At 61.7% G+C, this 17,989-nt stretch carries 16 protein-coding genes; 8 read left to right on the plus strand and 8 right to left on the minus strand.

Annotated elements, in window-relative coordinates:
• Positions 1 to 120: 120 nt before the first annotated feature.
• Positions 121 to 591: a MaoC family dehydratase gene (locus ACSZPK_RS24390; RefSeq protein WP_437884195.1), complete on the minus strand. Its 471-nt coding sequence runs from the start codon at positions 589 to 591 to the stop codon at positions 121 to 123.
• Entirely contained in the window at positions 588 to 1,547 is a 960-nt protein-coding gene (locus tag ACSZPK_RS24395) for a lysophospholipase (RefSeq protein ID WP_437884196.1), read from the minus strand. Before ACSZPK_RS24395 ends, ACSZPK_RS24390 begins: the two co-directional genes overlap by 4 nt.
• Positions 1,548 to 1,910: 363 nt before the next feature.
• Here ACSZPK_RS24395 and fadD2 point away from each other — a divergent pair, with 363 nt between their 5' ends.
• Both fadD2 and fadD1 read left to right on the plus strand, forming a co-directional pair.
• Positions 1,911 to 3,599 (plus strand): long-chain-fatty-acid--CoA ligase FadD2, encoded by a 1,689-nt coding sequence (gene fadD2 / locus ACSZPK_RS24400; RefSeq protein WP_437884197.1) that lies wholly within the window; start codon positions 1,911 to 1,913, stop codon positions 3,597 to 3,599.
• Between the two features lie 264 nt (positions 3,600 to 3,863).
• The gene (gene fadD1 / locus ACSZPK_RS24405) at positions 3,864 to 5,549 is read left to right on the plus strand and encodes a long-chain-fatty-acid--CoA ligase FadD1 (protein WP_437884198.1); all 1,686 of its coding nucleotides are present in this window, start codon (positions 3,864 to 3,866) and stop codon (positions 5,547 to 5,549) included.
• A gap of 40 nt (positions 5,550 to 5,589) precedes the next feature.
• Here fadD1 and ACSZPK_RS24410 read toward each other — a convergent pair whose 3' ends face one another.
• A complete protein-coding gene (locus tag ACSZPK_RS24410) occupies positions 5,590 to 5,889 on the minus strand; it encodes a PilZ domain-containing protein (protein WP_437884199.1) in 300 nt (99 codons plus the stop codon).
• A 214-nt stretch (positions 5,890 to 6,103) separates the two neighbouring features.
• Between ACSZPK_RS24410 and rssB the strand changes: the two genes are divergently transcribed.
• The 3 genes from rssB to ACSZPK_RS24425 all read left to right on the plus strand — a co-directional run bounded on the left by rssB (position 6,104) and on the right by ACSZPK_RS24425 (position 9,233).
• Complete coding sequence (rssB, locus tag ACSZPK_RS24415) at positions 6,104 to 7,288, plus strand: two-component system response regulator RssB (protein WP_437884200.1); 1,185 nt, start codon at positions 6,104 to 6,106, stop codon at positions 7,286 to 7,288.
• Entirely contained in the window at positions 7,285 to 7,779 is a 495-nt protein-coding gene (gene rssC, locus ACSZPK_RS24420) for an anti-sigma factor antagonist RssC (RefSeq protein WP_437884201.1), read from the plus strand. Before rssB ends, rssC begins: the two co-directional genes overlap by 4 nt.
• 125 nt (positions 7,780 to 7,904) lie before the next feature.
• Complete coding sequence (locus ACSZPK_RS24425) at positions 7,905 to 9,233, plus strand: DEAD/DEAH box helicase (protein ID WP_437884202.1); 1,329 nt, start codon at positions 7,905 to 7,907, stop codon at positions 9,231 to 9,233.
• A 255-nt stretch (positions 9,234 to 9,488) separates the two neighbouring features.
• Here the strand turns inward: ACSZPK_RS24425 and ACSZPK_RS24430 are convergent, their stop codons facing one another.
• Positions 9,489 to 10,466 carry a zinc-dependent alcohol dehydrogenase family protein gene (locus ACSZPK_RS24430; RefSeq protein ID WP_437884203.1) on the minus strand — a complete coding sequence of 326 codons (978 nt, stop codon included), beginning with the start codon at positions 10,464 to 10,466 and terminating at the stop codon, positions 9,489 to 9,491.
• Between the two features lie 122 nt (positions 10,467 to 10,588).
• On the opposite strand from ACSZPK_RS24430, the gene ACSZPK_RS24435 reads away from it, so the two are divergent.
• Complete coding sequence (locus ACSZPK_RS24435) at positions 10,589 to 11,290, plus strand: substrate-binding periplasmic protein (RefSeq protein WP_437884204.1); 702 nt, start codon at positions 10,589 to 10,591, stop codon at positions 11,288 to 11,290.
• A 7-nt stretch (positions 11,291 to 11,297) separates the two neighbouring features.
• On the opposite strand, the gene ACSZPK_RS24440 is transcribed toward ACSZPK_RS24435, so the two are convergent.
• Complete coding sequence (locus ACSZPK_RS24440; RefSeq protein WP_437884205.1) at positions 11,298 to 12,020, minus strand: rRNA pseudouridine synthase; 723 nt, start codon at positions 12,018 to 12,020, stop codon at positions 11,298 to 11,300.
• 89 nt (positions 12,021 to 12,109) lie between these two features.
• On the opposite strand from ACSZPK_RS24440, the gene ACSZPK_RS24445 reads away from it, so the two are divergent.
• Positions 12,110 to 13,252: a PQQ-dependent sugar dehydrogenase gene (locus ACSZPK_RS24445; RefSeq protein ID WP_437884206.1), complete on the plus strand. Its 1,143-nt coding sequence runs from the start codon at positions 12,110 to 12,112 to the stop codon at positions 13,250 to 13,252.
• A 48-nt stretch (positions 13,253 to 13,300) separates the two neighbouring features.
• Here ACSZPK_RS24445 and ACSZPK_RS24450 read toward each other — a convergent pair whose 3' ends face one another.
• Complete coding sequence (locus ACSZPK_RS24450) at positions 13,301 to 15,496, minus strand: LTA synthase family protein (protein WP_437884207.1); 2,196 nt, start codon at positions 15,494 to 15,496, stop codon at positions 13,301 to 13,303.
• Positions 15,497 to 15,746: 250 nt separating this feature from the next.
• On the opposite strand from ACSZPK_RS24450, the gene ACSZPK_RS24455 reads away from it, so the two are divergent.
• Positions 15,747 to 16,583, plus strand: a complete 837-nt coding sequence (locus ACSZPK_RS24455) for a CvfB family protein (protein WP_437884208.1) — start codon at positions 15,747 to 15,749, stop codon at positions 16,581 to 16,583.
• A gap of 168 nt (positions 16,584 to 16,751) precedes the next feature.
• On the opposite strand, the gene lpxH is transcribed toward ACSZPK_RS24455, so the two are convergent.
• Together lpxH and ACSZPK_RS24465 are read right to left on the minus strand one after the other, a co-directional pair.
• Complete coding sequence (lpxH, locus tag ACSZPK_RS24460) at positions 16,752 to 17,474, minus strand: UDP-2,3-diacylglucosamine diphosphatase (protein WP_437884209.1); 723 nt, start codon at positions 17,472 to 17,474, stop codon at positions 16,752 to 16,754.
• 4 nt (positions 17,475 to 17,478) lie between these two features.
• Positions 17,479 to 17,973, minus strand: coding sequence for a peptidylprolyl isomerase (locus tag ACSZPK_RS24465; RefSeq protein ID WP_437884210.1), 495 nt, complete (start codon positions 17,971 to 17,973; stop codon positions 17,479 to 17,481).
• Positions 17,974 to 17,989: the final 16 nt, after the last annotated feature.

A 17,989-nucleotide genomic window follows, 5' to 3' on the forward strand; every position in this document is an offset into this window, starting at 1 on the left:
AACCGCCGTATACGGAACCGTACGTACGGTGGTGTGGGAGGACGGCGGGGGCGACCCCGCCTCCTACCCGATCCTGCTATCGGGTCGACCCAAGCCCGACTGGAACTTGGGTCGGAGGCGTCAGCCCAGGGTGACTTTCGGCGCTTCCTTCATGGTCACGGTCTGGGCCTTGCGCGGGGCGATGATTTCCGCTTCGCCGTCGACGACCAACTCGTCGCGCTGGTTGAACACGCGGGTGGCGATGCGCACGCGGAATTTCGGCAGTTTTTCCAGGATTTCCAAGCGTACGGTGAGGGTGTCGCCGAGCTTGACCGGCAGGGCGAAGCGTATGGTCTGGCCGAGGTAGATGGTACCGGGGCCGGGTAGCTCGCAAGCGACTGCGGCGCTGATCAGGGCACCGCTGAACATGCCATGGGCGATCCGTTCCTTGAACATCGTCTGGGCGGCGAATTCGGCGTCCAGGTGTAGCGGGTTGCAGTCGCCGGATATCGCGGCGAACAGCAGGATGTCGCGTTCTTCCACATGCTTGACGTAACTGGCGGTCTGGCCGACCTCAAGGGCTTCGTGGGGCGTGTTGCTGACCTGGGTCATGTAGGTTCCTTGTCGTGGGTTGGGCGCTTCGTACCCGTGGCGAGCGCCTCGTTCATCCAGGCGATGAGGTCTTGAATGACCTCGTCACGGTTTGTTTCGTTGAGCAATTCGTGGCGGGCACCGGGGTAACGCTTCAATTCCACACGGTGCAGGCCGGCCTGGCGCAATGCATTTGCCAGATCGGCAAGACGCTCGCCCTGGCTCACCGGGTCACTTTCTCCGCCGACGATCAGTAGCGGAAGGCTGGCGTCGATCTGAGCCAGATGCCGTGGCGGCGTGATCTGGCGAAGCCCTTGCAGCAGGTCGATCCACAACTGGGTGGTGCAACTGAAGCCACACAGCGGGTCGGCCAGGAAACGGTCGACCTCCTGGCGATCACGGCTGAGCCAATCGAATGCCGTGCGAGTGGGGCGCAAGGCTCGATTGAAGTTGCCGAACGACAGCCAGTCGATCAGTTGGCTGCGGCCTCTAGGCCCGAGGCGCCAGCGTTCGAAGCGCGCGATCAGCAGCGCCGCCTGATAAAGGCTGGTGGGCTGATAGTTGGAGCCCGACAGGATCGCGCCCTTCACGCTGCTGGAGTGCTGCAACAGGTATGTCATGCCGACGTAGCTGCCCATGCTGTGGGCGAACAGCAGGATCGGGGCGCTGGGGTATTGCTGGCGAATGTGGTGGTTGACGCTGGATAGGTCCTCGACGACCTTGGCCCAGCCGTTTTCATCGGCCAGATGGCCCAATATGCCTTGCTGCGCGGTACGGCCGTGTCCGCGCTGGTCATGGGCATAAACATGCAAGCCCGCGTCGAGCAGTGCTTCGGCGAACCGCGCATAGCGCACGGCGTGCTCGGCCATGCCATGGACGATCATCAGCACCGCGCGTGGCGCGCTGTCGTTGTACCAGCGATTGACCAGCAGGTCGGTCGAGTCGCTGGCGGCCAGGCTGAAGGCCTCGTGGCACATGATATCCATCCATCGCGGAAAGTATCTGCATTGTGCATAGGGGGTCATCAGTCGCCTAGCAGGTTGTGTGAAAACTACTGCGCTCGGTCATGCGGCGTTAAAAACCGGCTGGAATGCCAGCCCAGTCAAAATGCTCATTTACAACGCGTAAACTGCGCTTTTTCGCCGGTTTTTGCCTTGCCTGACCGTCGCTCGCTACGTTTTCACACCGCCTGCTAGGCCGGCCATTTGGCGAGGCGACGAACTTCAGTCTTCGGACAGGTGAAACATTCATCCAATCAATGAAACGCCTGTTTCATTTGCAGGGCCCGACGTGCCTGCTAAGTTCCGGGGAAGGGGAGTCAAGTCAAGGGGATAACAACAATGCAACCTGACTTCTGGGATGCGAAACGTCCGGCTGGGGTGTCCAGCGAGCTGGATTTCCAGGCCTATCATTCGCTGGTCGAGGTGTTCGAGCGCTCCTGCCAGCGGTTTGCCGGGCGGCCGGCGTTCAGCAACCTGGGCGTTACGCTGACCTATGCCGACCTGGAGCGGCATGCCGCGGCGTTCGCCGCATGGCTGCAGAAGAACACCGACCTGGCGCCGGGCGATCGTATCGCCGTGCAGATGCCCAATGTCCTGCAGTACCCGATAGCCGTATTCGGCGCGCTGCGTGCCGGGCTGATCGTGGTCAATACCAATCCGCTCTACAGTGTCCGGGAAATGCGCCATCAGTTCAGCGATGCCGGCGTGCGCGCACTGGTGTACCTGAACACCTTCGGCAAGTCGGTGCAGGAGGTATTGGCCGATAGCGAGATCGATTACCTGATCGAGGCCAGGCTGGGCGATATGATGCCCAGGCTCAGGGGCTGGCTGGTCAACACGCTGGTGAAGAAGGTCAAGAAGAGGGTGCCTGATTACCAGTTGCCCCAGGCCGTTTCCTTCAGGACCGTGTTGCATGAAGGGCGAGGCCCCGCGCCGCGCGGGGTGGCTGCCGGTCTCGACGATGTAGCGGTGCTGCAATACACCGGCGGCACCACTGGCATTGCCAAGGGCGCGATGCTGACCCACGGCAACCTGGTGGCCAACATGCTGCAGGTGCACAACTGCCTGCAGCAGCATGCCGACGATGGCAAGCCACTCATGGACGAGGGGGGCGAGACCATGATCGCACCGCTGCCGCTGTACCACATCTATGCCTTCACCGTGCATTGCCTGGGTATGCTGGTCAGCGGCAATCACAACGTGCTGATCACCAATCCCCGCGATATCCCGGCTTTCATCAAGGAACTGGGGAAATGGCGTTTCTCGGCCTTGATCGGTCTGAACACGCTGTTCGTGGCGTTGATGGAACATCCCGATTTCAAGCGCCTGGATTTTTCCCATCTCAAGGTCACCAATTCCGGCGGAACGGCGCTGATCAAGGCCACGGCCGAGCGCTGGAAGGCCCTGACAGGCTGCGACGTGATCGAAGGTTACGGCCTTACCGAAACCTCGCCGGTGGTCACCACCAATGCCTATGGCGCTTCGGCGCGAATGGGCAGCATCGGCATCCCGGTGGCGGGCACGGCGCTCAAGGTCATCGATGATGAAGGGCGCGAGTTGCCGCTCGGCGAGCGCGGAGAGCTGTGCGTGCGTGGGCCGCAGGTGATGAAGGGCTACTGGCAGCGCCCCCAGGCGAGCGCCGAGGTGCTGGACGCCGAAGGCTGGCTGAAGACCGGCGACATCGCGGTGATCGAGAAGGATGGCTTCGTACGCATCGTCGACCGCAAGAAAGACATGATCATCGTCTCCGGCTTCAACGTGTATCCCAACGAAATCGAAGACGTGTTGATGACCCATCCCAAGGTCGCCAACTGTGCGGCCATCGGCATTCCCGACGAAAAATCAGGCGAGGCGGTGAAGCTTTTCGTGGTGCCTCGCGAAGGCGGTGTCAGTGTCGATGAATTGAAAACCTTCTGCCGGGAGAACTTCACCGGTTACAAGGTGCCCAGGCAGATCGTGCTGCGCGAGTCGCTGCCGATGACGCCCGTGGGAAAAATATTGCGCCGCGAATTGCGCGAGGAGGGCTGAAAGGCTCGTCCTAGAGCTGTTCGCCTCAGGGTATGGTTTGTGACTGGTTTGTTGTATGTGGTCACTTTTTTGACCGGAATGGCATGCTCTGGTGCTGGCGCGCGCGACGGCAAAGCTGCTACTCTCGGCGGCGTTTTTTGCCAATGATGCTGCCTGGATTTCGTTGCTGACAGCGAAGGCACAGGCCGTTTCGAAGGCTGGCAAGCCACAACAAGAAGCCGTCTTGCACGGCATGAACAAAATGATGCTCAGGAGCAGGTTTCCATGACCGAGAACTTCTGGAAGGACAAGTACCCGGCTGGCGTGCCCACCGAGATCGACGCCGACGCGTATCCGAACATTCAGGCCATCCTGAAACAGTCCTGCCAACGCTTTGCCGACAAGCCTGCCTTCACCAACATGGGCAAGACGCTCAGCTACGGTGAGCTGTACGAGCTGTCCGGTATCTTCGCTGCCTATCTGCAGAGCCTGCCCGGCCTGGAGCCAGGCGATCGTATCGCGGTGCAGCTACCCAACCTGATCCAGTACCCGGTGGTCGTATTCGGCGCCATGCGTGCCGGGTTGATCGTGGTCAACACCAACCCGCTCTACACCGCCCGCGAAATGGAGCACCAGTTCAACGACTCCGGTGCCAAGGCGCTGGTCTGCCTGGCGAACATGGCGCACCTGGCTGAGTCGGTGCTGCCGCAGACCGGCGTCAAGCATGTGATCATCACTGAGGTGGGCGACATGCTGCCGCTGTTCAAGCGCCTGCTGGTCAACTTCGTGGTCCGTCATGTGAAGAAGATGGTGCCCGCCTACAGCCTGCCGCAGGCGGTGCCGCTCAATGAGGCGTTGGCCCGTGGCCGTGGCCGGCCGTTGCGCGAGGCCAATCCGGCCAGCTCCGAGGTCGCCGTGCTGCAATACACCGGTGGCACCACGGGCGTGGCCAAGGGCGCGATGCTGACCCACCGCAACCTGGTCGCCAACATGCTCCAGGCCAGGGCGCTGATGGGCACCAACCTGGGCGACGGCTGCGAAGTCGTGGTCTGCCCGCTGCCGCTGTACCACATCTATGCCTTCACCTTTCACTGCATGGCGGTGATGCTGACTGGCAACCACAACATCCTGATCACCAATCCGCGCGACCTGCCGGCCTTCGTCAAGGAGTTGAAGAACTGGAAGTTCAGTACCTTCGTCGGCCTCAATACCCTGTTCGTTGCCCTGTGTAACAACGAAGAGTTCCGCGGCCTGGATTTCTCCGGCCTGAAACTCACCCTGTCTGGCGGCATGGCCTTGCAGCAGGCGACCGCCGAGCGTTGGAAGGCGGTGACCGGCTGTCCTGTCTGCGAGGGCTATGGCATGACCGAGACCAGCCCCATCGTTTCGGTCAACCCGCGCGACACCTACCAGATCGGTACCATTGGCATTCCGGTGCCCTCTACCGAATGCAAGGTCATCGATGAGGCGGGCAATGCGTTGCCGCTCGGCGAGCGTGGCGAGCTGTGCGTGAGAGGTCCGCAGGTGATGAAGGGCTACTGGCAGCGCGAGGAGGCCACGCGCGAGATCCTCGATGCCGAGGGCTGGCTGAAGACCGGCGACATCGCGGTGATCCAGGACGACGGTTACCTGCGTATCGTCGACCGCAAGAAGGACATGATCATCGTCTCGGGCTTCAACGTGTACCCCAATGAACTGGAGGACGTGCTGGCCACCCTGCCGGGCGTCATGCAGTGCGCGGCCATCGGCATACCTGACGAGAAATCGGGCGAGACGATCAAGGTCTTCGTGGTGGTCAAGCCCGGCCAGAGCCTGACCAAGGAGCAGGTGATCGAGCACATGCGTGCCAACCTCACCGGCTACAAGGTGCCGCGCGCCGTGGAGTTCCGCGAGAGCTTGCCGACCACCAACGTCGGCAAGATCCTGCGCCGCGAGTTGCGCGACGAAGAGCTGAAAAAGGCCAAGGCCTGATCCCGCTCTATGAAAAGCCCGCTCGACGGGCTTTTTCGTTTCAGCTCATGGACAGGATTGCCAGGCCTATCGATTTACGACCGTTTTCCTGCTCGACGATGCGCACCACTTCGGCCTGTGCTTCGAGCCCCTTGAGTTCGTTGTGTTCAGAGGCGATCTGCACCTTCACCTTGTCGCCGGGGGTGAGGATGCAGTCGGCTTCGATCTGCATGCCGGTGCTGGAAAGGTCGAGACACACCGCGGGTATCGCACGCCCCTCGTGGTAAAGGGTGACCGGAGACTCCAGGCGCATGCGGATGAAGTCGCGTTTTTCGCTGTACGCACGATCACTTTGGCTCATGAATCCTGACCCCTTCGTCTTATACGGATTGTCCGGAGGGTTATAACCCTCGCAGATTTCAGGTGTAAAGGCGGCCAGCGACAATCGGCACGCGCTTGAATCGACTGGCGGATGGGAGTACCGTCTGCGCCTTGAAATGACTGTGGGCCGGCGCCCCGGGGCTTCCCGGCGCTGAATCGTCAAACTTCTCCGGCGTCGTTTGCCTGGATATCCCATGCACAATCCCAGCGCCAAGCTGTTGATTATTGATGATGATGAAGTCGTGCGCGTCAGCATCGCTGCCTACCTCGACGACAGTGGTTTCCAGGTCCTGCAGGCGACCAACGGCTTGCAAGGGCTGGAAGTGTTCGAGCGTGAGCGCCCGGATCTGATCATCTGCGACCTGCGCATGCCGCAAGTGGACGGCCTCGAGCTGATCCGACGGGTCAACGTCCTGAGCTCGGATACCCCGGTGATCGTGGTCTCCGGTGCCGGCGTGATGAACGACGTCGTCGAGGCGTTGCGCCTTGGTGCGGCCGATTACCTGATCAAGCCGCTCGAAGACCTCGCCGTGCTCGAACACTCGGTGCACCGGGCCCTGGACCGTGCGCATCTGCGCCAGGAAAACCAGCGCTACCGGGAGAAGCTCGAGAAGGCCAACCGCGAATTGCAGGCCAGCCTGCATTTGCTGCAGGAAGACCAGAACGCCGGGCGTCAGGTGCAGATGAACATGCTGCCGAACACGCCGTGGAGCATCGACGACCTGCAATTCGCCCACCAGATCATTCCTTCGCTGTATCTTTCGGGAGACTTCGTCGATTACTTCCGGGTCGACGATCACCGGGTGGCGTTCTATCTGGCCGATGTATCCGGGCATGGCGCATCCTCGGCCTTCGTCACCGTCCTGCTGAAGTTCATGACCACCCGCCTGCTGTACGAGTGGCGGCGAAACGGCGGCTTGCCCGAATTCAAGCCGTCCGATGTGCTCGGCCATATCAACCGTGGCCTGATCAATACCAAGCTGGGCAAGCATGTGACCATGCTTGGCGGCGTCATCGATGAACAAAGCGGCCACCTGACCTACAGCATCGGCGGGCATCTGCCGTTGCCCGTGCTGTTCAGCGAAGGCTCCGCTCGCTACCTGGAAGGGCGTGGCCTGCCGGTCGGCCTGTTCCAGGAGGCGACCTATTCCGACCAGGTGCTGGAGCTGCCGCAGTCCTTCAGCCTGACCCTCCTGTCGGATGGCATTCTTGACCTTTTACCGGGCGATACACTCAAAGAGAAAGAGACCGCACTGCCAGAGCTGGTGTGTGCGGCTGGCGGCAAACTCGACGGTTTGCGCCGTGTCTTCGGACTGGCCAACCTGGGCGAGATGCCAGATGATATCGCCTTGCTGGTGTTGAGCAGGAACCTTGCATGAATCCTGGGAATAGCCCCGGTAGAATCCAGTTCGCCGAACAAGATGGCACCTTCGTCCTGAAGTTCATCGGCGAGATCCGCCTGACCTTGTGTTCGGCCCTGGATGCCACGATCGAACGAATATTCACGTCACTGAATTTCTCCGCCATCGTCATCGACCTGACGGAGACCCGCAGCATCGACAGCACCACGCTGGGCCTGTTGGCCAAGCTGTCGATCCTGTCGCGGCAGAAGGTTGGCCTGTTGCCCACCGTGGTCACGACCCACGAGGACATCACGCGCCTGCTGCAATCCATGGGCTTCGACCAGGTGTTCAACATCGTCGACCAGCCGGTGCCGTGCCCCGAGTGCCTCGATGACTTGCCCTCCCAGGACCAGTCGGAGGATGTGGTGCGCACCCGCGTGCTGGAAGCCCACCGGATTCTCATGGGGCTCAACGAGTCCAACCGCGAAGCCTTCCATGACCTGGTGAGTGCGCTCGAACGCGGTTGAGTTCACCCCGCACAACCTGAGAAGCCGCAGCCGTTGCGGCTTTTTGCATTCTGGCCGCGGGCTTTTGCGCGGTAGAACGGCTAATCTATGCCGCTGTTTTTCGATCCGATTATCGAGGTATGCCTGTGTTTACCCAATTCGCCCTTCATGAGCGCCTGCTCAAGGCCGTTGCCGAGCTCAATTTCGCTGAGCCGACGCCGGTGCAGGTCGCCGCGATTCCGCCAGCGCTGGAGGGGCGTGACCTGCGGGTGACCGCGCAGACCGGCAGTGGCAAGACCGCTGCGTTCCTGCTGCCGCTGCTCAACAGCCTGATCGGCGATGCCAAGCCACGGGTGGAGATTCGTTCGTTGATCCTGTTGCCGACCCGCGAACTGGCCCAGCAGACGCTCAAGGAGGTGGAGCGTTTTTCCCAGTTCACCTTCGTCAAGTCGGGCCTGGTGACCGGTGGCGAGGACTTCAAGGTTCAGGCGGCGATGTTGCGCAAACTGCCGGATATCCTGATCGCTACGCCGGGACGTCTGATCGAGCAGCTCAACGCTGGCAGTCTCGATCTCAAGGCTGTCCAGGTGCTGATTTTCGATGAAGCTGATCGCATGCTGGACATGGGCTTCGCCGAGGCCATCGAGCGCATTACCGTCGAGTGCGCCAACCGCCGCCAGACCCTGCTGTTTTCCGCCACCACTGGCGGTGCGGCGCTACGCGAGGTGGTCGCTGGTGTCCTGCGTGACCCGGTACACCTCAAGCTCAATAGCGTTGGCGAGCTGAGCGAAACCACTCGCCAGCAGGTCATCACCGCCGACGATCCGATGCACAAGGAGCGTCTGGTGCAGTGGCTGCTGAGCAACGAGACCTACCAGAAGGCGATCATCTTCACCAACACCCGGGCCCAGGCCGACCGCCTGTACGGGCATCTGGTGGCCGACGAGTTCAAGGCGTTCGTGCTGCACGGCGAGAAGGACCAGAAGGATCGCAAGCTGGCCATCGAACGCTTCAGCCAGGGGGCCAACCGTGTGCTGGTCGCCACCGACGTGGCGGCTCGCGGCCTGGATATCGACGGCCTGGATCTGGTGATCAACTTCGATATGCCGCGCTCCGGCGACGAATACGTGCATCGTATCGGCCGCACTGGGCGGGCTGGAGCGGATGGCCTGGCGATTTCGCTGATCTGCCACAACGACTGGAACCTGATGTCCAGCATCGAGCGCTACCTCAAGCAGCGCTTCGAGCGCCGGGTGATCAAGGAGCTCAAGGGCAGCTACCAGGGGCCGAAGAACCTCAAGGCCTCGGGCAAGGCTGCCGGGACCAAGAAGAAAAAGATTGGCGACAAGAAAGACGTCAAGAAGGCCGCAGCAAAGCGCAAACCTTCGGCCCGACCGAACAACGCGCCATCCGCTGTGGTCAGTCAGGACGGCTTGGCACCGCTGAAGCGCAAGAAGCCCGCCAGCGCGGATTGATCGCGCTGCCGGAGCGTTGAGGTTTCAGCTTGGGTAGCTGTTTCGAAGCAGGAGCGAACATTTGTCCGATGATCGCTGCGTAGAGTCGTCATTGCCGCGAAGGTGGGACAGCGGCTCCATCGCTGAACAGCGCTTGCGCTGGCCCGAAGGGGAGTCATCCAGAAGCGTCTTTGTCTCTGGGCTCCCGCCTTCGCGGGAGTGACGGTAAAAATCTCGATGTCCGCTTTGGCCCTCAAGGCGGATTCCTCGCATCGCCTACGGCACGATCAGAATCTTCCCATCCCGCTCGCCAGCGGCGGCGGCCGCCACGGCTTCCTTGATCCGCTCCAGCGGGTAGGTGGCGGCGATGCGTGCTTTCAGCTTGCCGCTGGCGATCAACTGGATCAGTTCGCCGAACAGTTTGGTCTGCTCGGCCTGGCTGGCCTGGCGAAACCATTTGGCCAGCCAGAACCCACGCAAGGTAATGTCACGGAAGATGAAGGCGCTGGGGGCTATCTGGCAGGCGCCGCCACTCATACGGCCGTAGTTGACCAGCACAGTGTTTTCGCCGAGGCAGTTGGCCAGGTGTTCGGTCGAGGTGCCTGCAACGGCATCGATGCCCAAGCGGATCGAGGCGCCGCCCGTGGCTTCGCGCACGCGCTTATGCAGGTCCGGCCCATCGAGCAGCACCACATCGGCGCCTTCGTCCTTGAGTTCGGCGATCAGCGATTCACGCCGCACCACGTTGACCGTCCTGTAGCCGCGAATCTTCGCCAACTGGATCAGGTAAACGCCTACTCCCGAGTTGGCGGCGTTCTGGATCACCCAGTCGCCAGGCCGCAGGTCGACGAATTCACTGAGCAGGAGTGCGGCGGTCGGTGGGTTGACCGTGAGCATCGCCAGTTGCTGCGGGTCGGCATCCGGCAGCGGGATCAGTTTGCTGGCATCGGCATTCAGGTGGCTGACCCAGGTGCCGCTGCCCACCGGTAGTAACACGGTCTGGCCGACCTTGAGGCTCGTCACGTCTTCAGCCAGTGCTTCGACGCGGCCGACGCCTTCGTTGCCGCCTACGGCGGGCAGCGGCGGCAGCATGCCGTATTCGCCGGTCAGGGTCAGCACGTCGGACGGATTGATCGGCGCGGCCAGGACCTTGATTCGTACCTGGCCGCTGCGCAGTGTGGGCAACTGCAGTCCTACGGCCTCTATCACATCCTGGGGAATGGCACCGCGTTGCTGATATTCGGCTTTGAGCATGTCGATTTCTCCGGGTTTGCGCGGTACACAGTCTAGTCTTACAGGGCCATGAGTGGGTGAATCGGCAGGCATATGCGGTGATGATGAACAGGAATTGCGTGGCCAGGTGGCTGGCTGTTTTTGTGCTTTTGCTGATCGCTTCGGCCGTGTGCGCGGAGCCACTGCGTGTGGGCTTCGGTCTGGACCGGCCGCCCTATGTGTTCAAGGGCGAGCGGCGCGGTCTGGAGTATGAGCTGATCGACGCGGTGGCCCGGCATGCCGGGTTCGAGGTCGATCCCATTTTCGCCCCGCCTGAACGCATGCGCCTGTTGCTGCAGCGCGGCGAGCTGGATGCGATTGCCACCAGCAACCCCTCCGACGGGGCTGCGCCGCATTATTCCGAGACCTACATTCGTTACCAGAATGCAGTGGCCGCACTGGCTTCACGTGGCTATCGGATCGATAGCATCGCTGACCTGGCAGCGTATTCGATCAGTACCTTTCAGCACGCCCGCCTGATGCTCGGCCCCGAGTTCCAAGCCATGGCACGAGACAATCCGCGTTATCGAGAGGAGTCTCAGTCGGTGACTCGCAATCGCTTGCTCTACAGCGGGCGTATCGAGGTGATCCTGGTCGATCCATGGATCTTCAATTACTTCAACCAGGAGGCGAGTGAACAGGTCGACGTGAAGCAGCCGCTGACCTGGTATCGCTTTCTGCCACCCACGCCTTATAGCGTCGGGTTTCGCGACGACAGCCAGCGCAAGCGCTTCGATCAGGGCCTCAGGGCCATCGAGGCGAATGGTGAGTACGCGCGTATCGAGCAGCGTTATCGCCGTGAATGAGGACGTGTCAGAAGCGTTCGCTGGGGCTCAGGTAGCGCCACTGCCCGGCCGGCAGCTTGGCCATCGCCACGCGGCCGATGCGCAGGCGCCTGATGCCGATGACCTGAAGCCCGAGGCTTTCGCACATGAAGCGCAGTTGCCCCGGTTGCACGCCCTTGGCGGCGACGCGCAGGCGGTTTTCGCTCTGCCAGCTCACTTTGCAGGGCGGTAGCGCGACCCCTTTCCAGGCCATGCCATGGGCGAATTTCTTCAGCCCGTTTGCCGCCATGTCGCCAGACACTTCGATCACGTATTCATGTTCGGTGAGATTGCCGTTGTCCTTGAACAACTGGATCACCGAGCGGCTCTGGCTCAGCACGATCAGGCCGCTGGCATCGGTTTCCAGTGGGGTCAGCAGTTCCAGGCGCTGCAGATGACGCTGTAGCGGGCGAATGCCACTGTGGTCTTCCGCCAGGCGGTTGGCATGGGTCAGCAATTGCAGGACCGAGTTGGCACCCTGGCCGCAGCCGAGCCCCGCGGGTTTGTGCAGCAACAGGGTCACCGGCGGCATGGTCTGGGCGACCGCACCGGGCAGTAGCTCGATTTTCTCATCGCGAATCGGCCGCTGCGGCTGTTCGACCACCTGGCCATCGACGGTCACCCAGCCACCCTCGATGTACAGCTCGGCCTCGCGGCGTGAGCAGGACAGCAGCTGGATCAGGCGTTTGGACAGGCGTTCTGCTTCAGTCATGGCGGGTGTCACATCAGGAAATGAATCGGCATTGTACCCGTACGGCAGGCCGACAAGACTGTTCATCCTGATTGCAAGGAGGAAGCACGATGAGCGTGTCGCTGTTGCGTGGAGGCCTGTGTGGCCTATTGCTGGGAATACCGCTGCTGGTTTCTGCGGCGCCGGTAGAGCGCGAGTCGAGGTCTTTGGACATTACCGAAGTCGCTGGTGGCCTGGAACACCCATGGAGCATCGCTTTTTTGCCCGATGCTCAGGGCAGCCTGATCACTGAGCTGCCTGGGCGCCTGCGCCTGCTCGACGGGCAGGGGCGATTGTCGGAGCCGCTCGCTGGCACGCCGAAAGTATTTGCCCGTAGTCAGGGTGGCCTGCTGGATGTGCTGCTGTCTCCTGATTTCGCCAAGGATCGTCTGGTCTACCTCAGCTTCGCCGAGGCTGATGCCAGTGGCGACAAGGCCGGAACCGCTGTCGGGCGTGGTCGGCTCAGCGCTGACCTGCGTCGGCTGGAAGACTTCAGCGTGATCTATCGCCAGCAGCCCAAGCTGTCCAGCGGGGCGCACTTCGGCTCGCGCCTGGTATTCGACAAGGGCTACCTGTTTATCACCCAGGGCGAGAACAATCAGCGGCCAACGGCGCAGGAACTGGACAAGTTGCAAGGCAAGCTGGTGCGGCTGCTGCCTGACGGTAGAGTCCCGACTGACAATCCTTTCGTCGGTCAACAGGGCGCGCGTAGAGAAATCTGGTCCTACGGTCATCGCAACGTGCAGGGCGCCGCGCTGAATCCCTGGACTGGCCAACTCTGGACTCATGAGCATGGTCCGCGTGGCGGCGACGAGATCAATATCCCGCAGCCTGGCAAGAACTACGGCTGGCCCTTGGCGACCCATGGCATCAACTACAGCCTGTTGCCGATTCCTGAAGCCAAGGGCAAGACGGTCGAGGGCACCGAGCCGCCTCACCATGTCTGGGAAAAGTCGCCCGGAATTTCCGGCATGGCCTTTTATTCTGCCGAGCGCTTTCCAGCTTGGCAGCACAGCCTGTTCATCGGTGCTCTGGCCGATCGCTCATTGATTCGCCTGACCCTGGATGGCGACAAGGTCGTGGGGGAGGAGCGCCTGCTGACGGATGAAGGCTGGCGCATTCGCGATGTGCGCCAGGGGCCGGACGGTTATCTCTATGTGCTGACCGACGAGAGTGACGGCAAGCTGTTGCGGCTGGGCTTGAAGGCTAAATAAACGAAGAGCGCGATGCCGGAGGCCTTTTTCGATCTCCGGCATGTTGCTTCACTGCGTAACGGTGTCTTCTTCGTCCTGCTGGGCAGCGACCAGCTCCACGGGCAGCGGCTCGGTGACCACGCTGAAGTCGTCGATACGAATATCGCCATGGCCTTCCCCGGTCAGGTGGAAGGAAAACGCCTTGCGGGTCTCCAGGTTGTCGAAATCGAAGCTCAGCTCGACAGGCTGGCCGCGCTTGAGCAGCGGGATCGGCGGAATCTCGATGGCGACGTCCTGCTCGAACTCCTTGGTTAGCAGGTGCAGCGTGGCGCCGTGGCGATCCATGCGCAGGGCCTCGATCCTCAGGGTGACGCGGGTGCGGGTGCCCTTGGGCATTTCCAGGTACTGGGCGCCGATCAGGTTGTCTGCCCAATCGTCACGCACCTTGCCCTTTAGCTGAATCGGCTCGCGGGTGGCGAACTGGTAATGCAGGCCGACCTGGCCGCCGCTGATGGACTGGTCCAGCAGTTGGGCGCGCTGGCTGACCAGGCGCGCCTGCCTGCCGCTGACCCGCCCCAGGTACTGCGCCTGTTCGGTGATGAAGCCCCGGCTGGCATAACGGCGGCAGACATGCTGGAAATTGCACTCGGTGAAGGTCTGCCCGTCATGCTGGCGCAGCATGCCGTTGGTGTAGGAGATGATGTCGCGTGGGGTGTCGTAGTCGCGCAACATCGAGCGGCCGGAGATGTTGTCCGGGATCGGCAGGGCGAAGTAGTCGAGGATCGAGGCGGTCAGGTCGACGTGGCCATAGACGCCCTGGTGGATTCTGGGCAGGCCGTCCTTCTCGGGCGCGAGCATCAGGTTGAAGCCCCAGGCCGAGGCCAGACGCAGGTTCTCGATGCCGTGGGACTCGTCCGAGGTGACGATGACCAGGGTGTCCTTCATCACGCCGAGCTTGTCGAGGTTGTCGAGAAAGTCGCTTACGGCATCGTCCAGGTAACCGACGGCGGCCTGCTTGGCACTGGGGTAGCGTTGCAGGTAGTCGCTCGGCGCGGAGTAGGGCTGGTGGGTGCCTACTGTCAGCAGGGTGAGCATCCACGGCTGTTTCTGTCCGTGCAGTTTCTCCACATACCCCAGGGCGCCTTCGAAGTAGGCCTTGTCATCCATGCCCCAGGGAAATTCCAGGTAGGGCTTGTTGCGGAACCAGTCGCGCCCGTAGGTATGCTGGAAGCCGATGTGCGGCATGATCTGGTCCTTGGCCATGAAGCGCAGCCCCGCGCCTTGCAGGAAATGCGTGCTGAACCCCTGGCTGCGCAGTTGCGCCGGCAGGCACTGCTGGTTGCGCATCGGGTTGTTCAGCAGTTCGACGCCTTTCGGTGTGCCGGAATCGAGCTTGTCGTAGTCACCGCAGAGCATGGCATACAGGCCGCGAATGGTCTGGTGGGTATGCAGCACGTAGTCTGGGGTCAGCATGCCGCGCTCGGCCCACTGGCTCAGGCGCGGCATGGGGTTCTCCGTGTAGCTGCTGTGCAGGGCCTCGCGGCTGCCGGTGATGTAGGCGCCGGGGATGCCTTCCATGGTGATGATCAGCACGTTGCGCGCGGAGCCGCCCTTGGGCAGCAGTGGCTTACCGTTCAGGTCGAGCAAGGCCAGGGCGTCGATATCCGGTGCTTGGTCAAGGTCTCCTCCCTCGAGCCAGTCTTGCGCCTGGGATTGCAGGGCATTGATGCCTTCGGCCACCAGTTTGTGTGGAAGATTGTATTGCTGCCAAAGATCGCTCTCCTCGGGTACTGCGTATTGCAGCACGGCATGAGCACCCAGCAGCGTTACCGGAATCAGGTAGGCGCGACGCGGCATGATGGGCCCACGCTTGCGTCCGAAGGCCAGGGCGAGCAGGGCGACCAGGACCAGCGCGGCGGCGAATAGCGGGTGGCCGATGCCGCTGCCCTGGGTGGAGTGGCCGAGGAACTGGGGATCGACCAGGAATGCAAGGTCGGTCGCTTCCGGCATGCGGCCCACTGCGGTGATGAGTTCGGCATTGCTGATGGTGAATACCACCCAGATCAATACCAGCAGCGTCCCCAGCAGCGGGCGCCGATAGCACAGCAGCAGGAGCAGGCTGCCGAAACCGATGTCGGACAGGTAGCCGCTCCAGTCCGACCAGCCCAGCAGGTAACGGCTGGCGACCGGGATCAGGATGAACAACGTGAATAGCGCAAGGCACGAGACCAGCGGCGTGAAGGATCTACGGCTTGATGGTCGCAAAGGGAACTCCTGAGATCGGGCAGAGAGAATCCATACTCTTCAACAGAGCGGCCTGAATGATTGTCGCGATTCTGAAACATGTGTGTGCTAGGCGCCAGCATCGAAGGTGTCTAGTTTGGCGCAAATCGTGTAAGAACCTGTTCAACGCATTACGAATGCAGCCTGGAAGCTGCCTGGCACGTGATCGGTGGGCAAGCGCGGATGCTCCTCAACGGGTAGAATGCGCGCCCTCGCGAATAGGGTGATCGACATGGCTCTGATTGGGCGCTTCAACTCCTTGCAGGTGGTCAAGACCACCGACTTCGGCCTCTATCTGGATGGCGGTGCCGATGGTGAAATCCTCCTGCCCAAGCGCTATGTGCCGAAGGGCGAGCCAATCGAGATAGACGACTGGCTGAACGTGTTCATCTACCTGGACAGCGAAGACCGGGTGATCGCCACCACCGAGAAACCCAAGGTGCAGGTGGGCGGCTTCGCCAGCCTCAAGGTGGTGGATATCAATCGCATTGGCCTTTTCCTCGACTGGGGATTGTCCAAGGACCTGTTGATGCCGCACTCCGAAGAGAAGCGGCCCCTGCAGGTTGGTGACTACTGCGTGGTGCATGTCTATCTCGACAGGCGCACCAAGCGCATCACCGCCACCGCGCGGCTGGATCGTTACCTGGACCAGACGCCGGCGCGCTACGTGGTCGGCCAGCAGGTCGAGTTGCTGGTCGCGGACAAGACCGACATGGGCTTCAAGGCGATCATCGACGGTCGCCATTGGGGCTTGATCCACAAGAACGAAGTGTTCAAGTTCCTGCGCAGCGGCATGCAGGAGACCGGCTACATTCGCGAGTTGCGCGCCGACGGCAAGATCAGCCTGAGCCTTCAGCCCATTGGCCAGGCCGCTGCCGATGACCTGGGCGAGCAGATCCTGGCCAAGCTGCGAGACAGTGGCGGCAGTCTGGCGTTGAGCGACAAGAGCCCGCCCGAGGCGATCAGCCAGGCCTTCGGGGTGAGCAAGGGCAATTTCAAGAAAGCCATCGGCGGCCTGTTCAAGCAGGGCCTGATCGCCATTCACGACGACCGTATCGAGCTGGTTTGAATATCAGGGCTCTTGTGCCTCAAAAGTCGCACTGAAAGTTGCCATTGCTCATCAATCCCTTCGGCTTTTTGGATTCCCGCCTTCGCGGGAATGACGGTTATCTCGGGTTCGGCAGAAAGGGCCATTCCCCGTCGCTCCCGCGAAGGCGGGAGCCCAAGAGAAAGCCAATCAATCGAGTGAGAAAGGCGCCTGATGTAAGCCTTGTCCGTCGACCTGCAAGGCCCAGCCGTGCTGATCCCAATCACCAAGCACGATGCGTCGTGCCGGTTGGCCATCGACTTCTAGCTCATGTGTCGCAGGGCGATGGGTGTGGCCGTGGATCAAGGTACGCACGCCGTGGCGTGCCATGACGCGCTGTACCTCGTCAGGCGTGACGTCGATGATGTCGCTGGCTTTCATGCGTGTCTGGCTGCGGCTTTCGTTGCGCAGCTTGCGCGCCAGCGTGTGGCGGGTCGCCAGTGGCAGGTTGCGCAGGATGAACAGGCTCAGCGGGTTGCGCAGCAGGCGGCGCATCTTCATGTAGCCGACATCCCGGGTGCACAGGCTGTCGCCGTGCATCAGCAGTACCGGTTCGCCGTTGAAGCGCACCAGGGTCGGGTCTTTCAGCAATGTGCAGCCGGCTTCGCGGCAGAACGCGCGGCCGATGAGGAAGTCGCGATTGCCGTGCATCAGGTAGATGCGTGTGCCGCCATCGCCCAGTTTGCGCAGGGCCTGGGCGATCCGGTGCTGGAACGGGCTCATGCCGTCGTCGCCGATCCAGACTTCGAAGAAGTCGCCGAGGATGTACAGTGCTTCGGCCTGGGCGGCGCGCGTCTCGAGAAAAAGCAGAAACGCCCGGGTGATGTCCGGGCGTTTCTCTTCGAGGTGCAGATCGGAGATCAGCAGGATCATCGAATTACTCGATAACCTCGGCCTTCTCGATGATCACGTCTTCCACCGGCACGTCCTGGTGGCCCGACTTCATGGTGGTGGCGACGCCCTTGATCGCGTTGACCACGTCCAGGCCTTCGGTGACCTGGCCGAACACGGCGTAGCCCCAGCCTTGGGTGGTCGGCGCGGTGTGGTCGAGGAAGGTGTTGTCGGAGACGTTGATGAAGAACTGCGCGGAAGCGGAGTGCGGGTCCATGGTGCGGGCCATCGCCACGGTGCCGACCTTGTTCGACAGGCCGTTGTTGGCTTCGTTCTTGATCGGCGACTTGGTGGGCTTCTGCTTCATGCCCGGCTCGAAACCGCCGCCCTGGACCATGAAGTTGCTGATCACGCGGTGGAACACGGTGCCGTCGTAATGGCCGCTTTTCACGTATTCCTTGAAGTTGGCCGTGGTTTCCGGGGCCTTGTCTTCGAAGAGTTCCAGGGTGATGACGCCGTGGTTGGTGTGCAGCTTGATCATTTCGGTAATCGCTCTC

Origin of the sequence: Pseudomonas sp. LRF_L74 (genome assembly GCF_965644255.1) — a bacterium.
Lineage (GTDB): Bacteria > Pseudomonadota > Gammaproteobacteria > Pseudomonadales > Pseudomonadaceae > Aquipseudomonas.

Excerpts from the sequence above, each read along its gene's own strand:
- ACSZPK_RS24445 (WP_437884206.1), top strand. The coding sequence starts at position 12,110 with ATGAGCGTGTCGCTGTTGCGTGGAGGCCTGTGTGGCCTATTGCTGGGA.
- ACSZPK_RS24430 (WP_437884203.1), bottom strand. The coding sequence starts at position 10,466 with ATGCTCAAAGCCGAATATCAGCAACGCGGTGCCATTCCCCAGGATGTG.
- ACSZPK_RS24390 (WP_437884195.1), bottom strand. The coding sequence starts at position 591 with ATGACCCAGGTCAGCAACACGCCCCACGAAGCCCTTGAGGTCGGCCAG.
- rssB (WP_437884200.1), top strand. The coding sequence starts at position 6,104 with ATGCACAATCCCAGCGCCAAGCTGTTGATTATTGATGATGATGAAGTC.
- ACSZPK_RS24455 (WP_437884208.1), top strand. The coding sequence starts at position 15,747 with ATGGCTCTGATTGGGCGCTTCAACTCCTTGCAGGTGGTCAAGACCACC.
- ACSZPK_RS24465 (WP_437884210.1), bottom strand. The coding sequence starts at position 17,973 with ATGATCAAGCTGCACACCAACCACGGCGTCATCACCCTGGAACTCTTC.
- ACSZPK_RS24395 (WP_437884196.1), bottom strand. The coding sequence starts at position 1,547 with ATGTGCCACGAGGCCTTCAGCCTGGCCGCCAGCGACTCGACCGACCTG.
- fadD1 (WP_437884198.1), top strand. The coding sequence starts at position 3,864 with ATGACCGAGAACTTCTGGAAGGACAAGTACCCGGCTGGCGTGCCCACC.
- lpxH (WP_437884209.1), bottom strand. The coding sequence starts at position 17,474 with ATGATCCTGCTGATCTCCGATCTGCACCTCGAAGAGAAACGCCCGGAC.
- ACSZPK_RS24410 (WP_437884199.1), bottom strand. The coding sequence starts at position 5,889 with ATGAGCCAAAGTGATCGTGCGTACAGCGAAAAACGCGACTTCATCCGC.
- ACSZPK_RS24440 (WP_437884205.1), bottom strand. The coding sequence starts at position 12,020 with ATGACTGAAGCAGAACGCCTGTCCAAACGCCTGATCCAGCTGCTGTCC.
- fadD2 (WP_437884197.1), top strand. The coding sequence starts at position 1,911 with ATGCAACCTGACTTCTGGGATGCGAAACGTCCGGCTGGGGTGTCCAGC.
- rssC (WP_437884201.1), top strand. The coding sequence starts at position 7,285 with ATGAATCCTGGGAATAGCCCCGGTAGAATCCAGTTCGCCGAACAAGAT.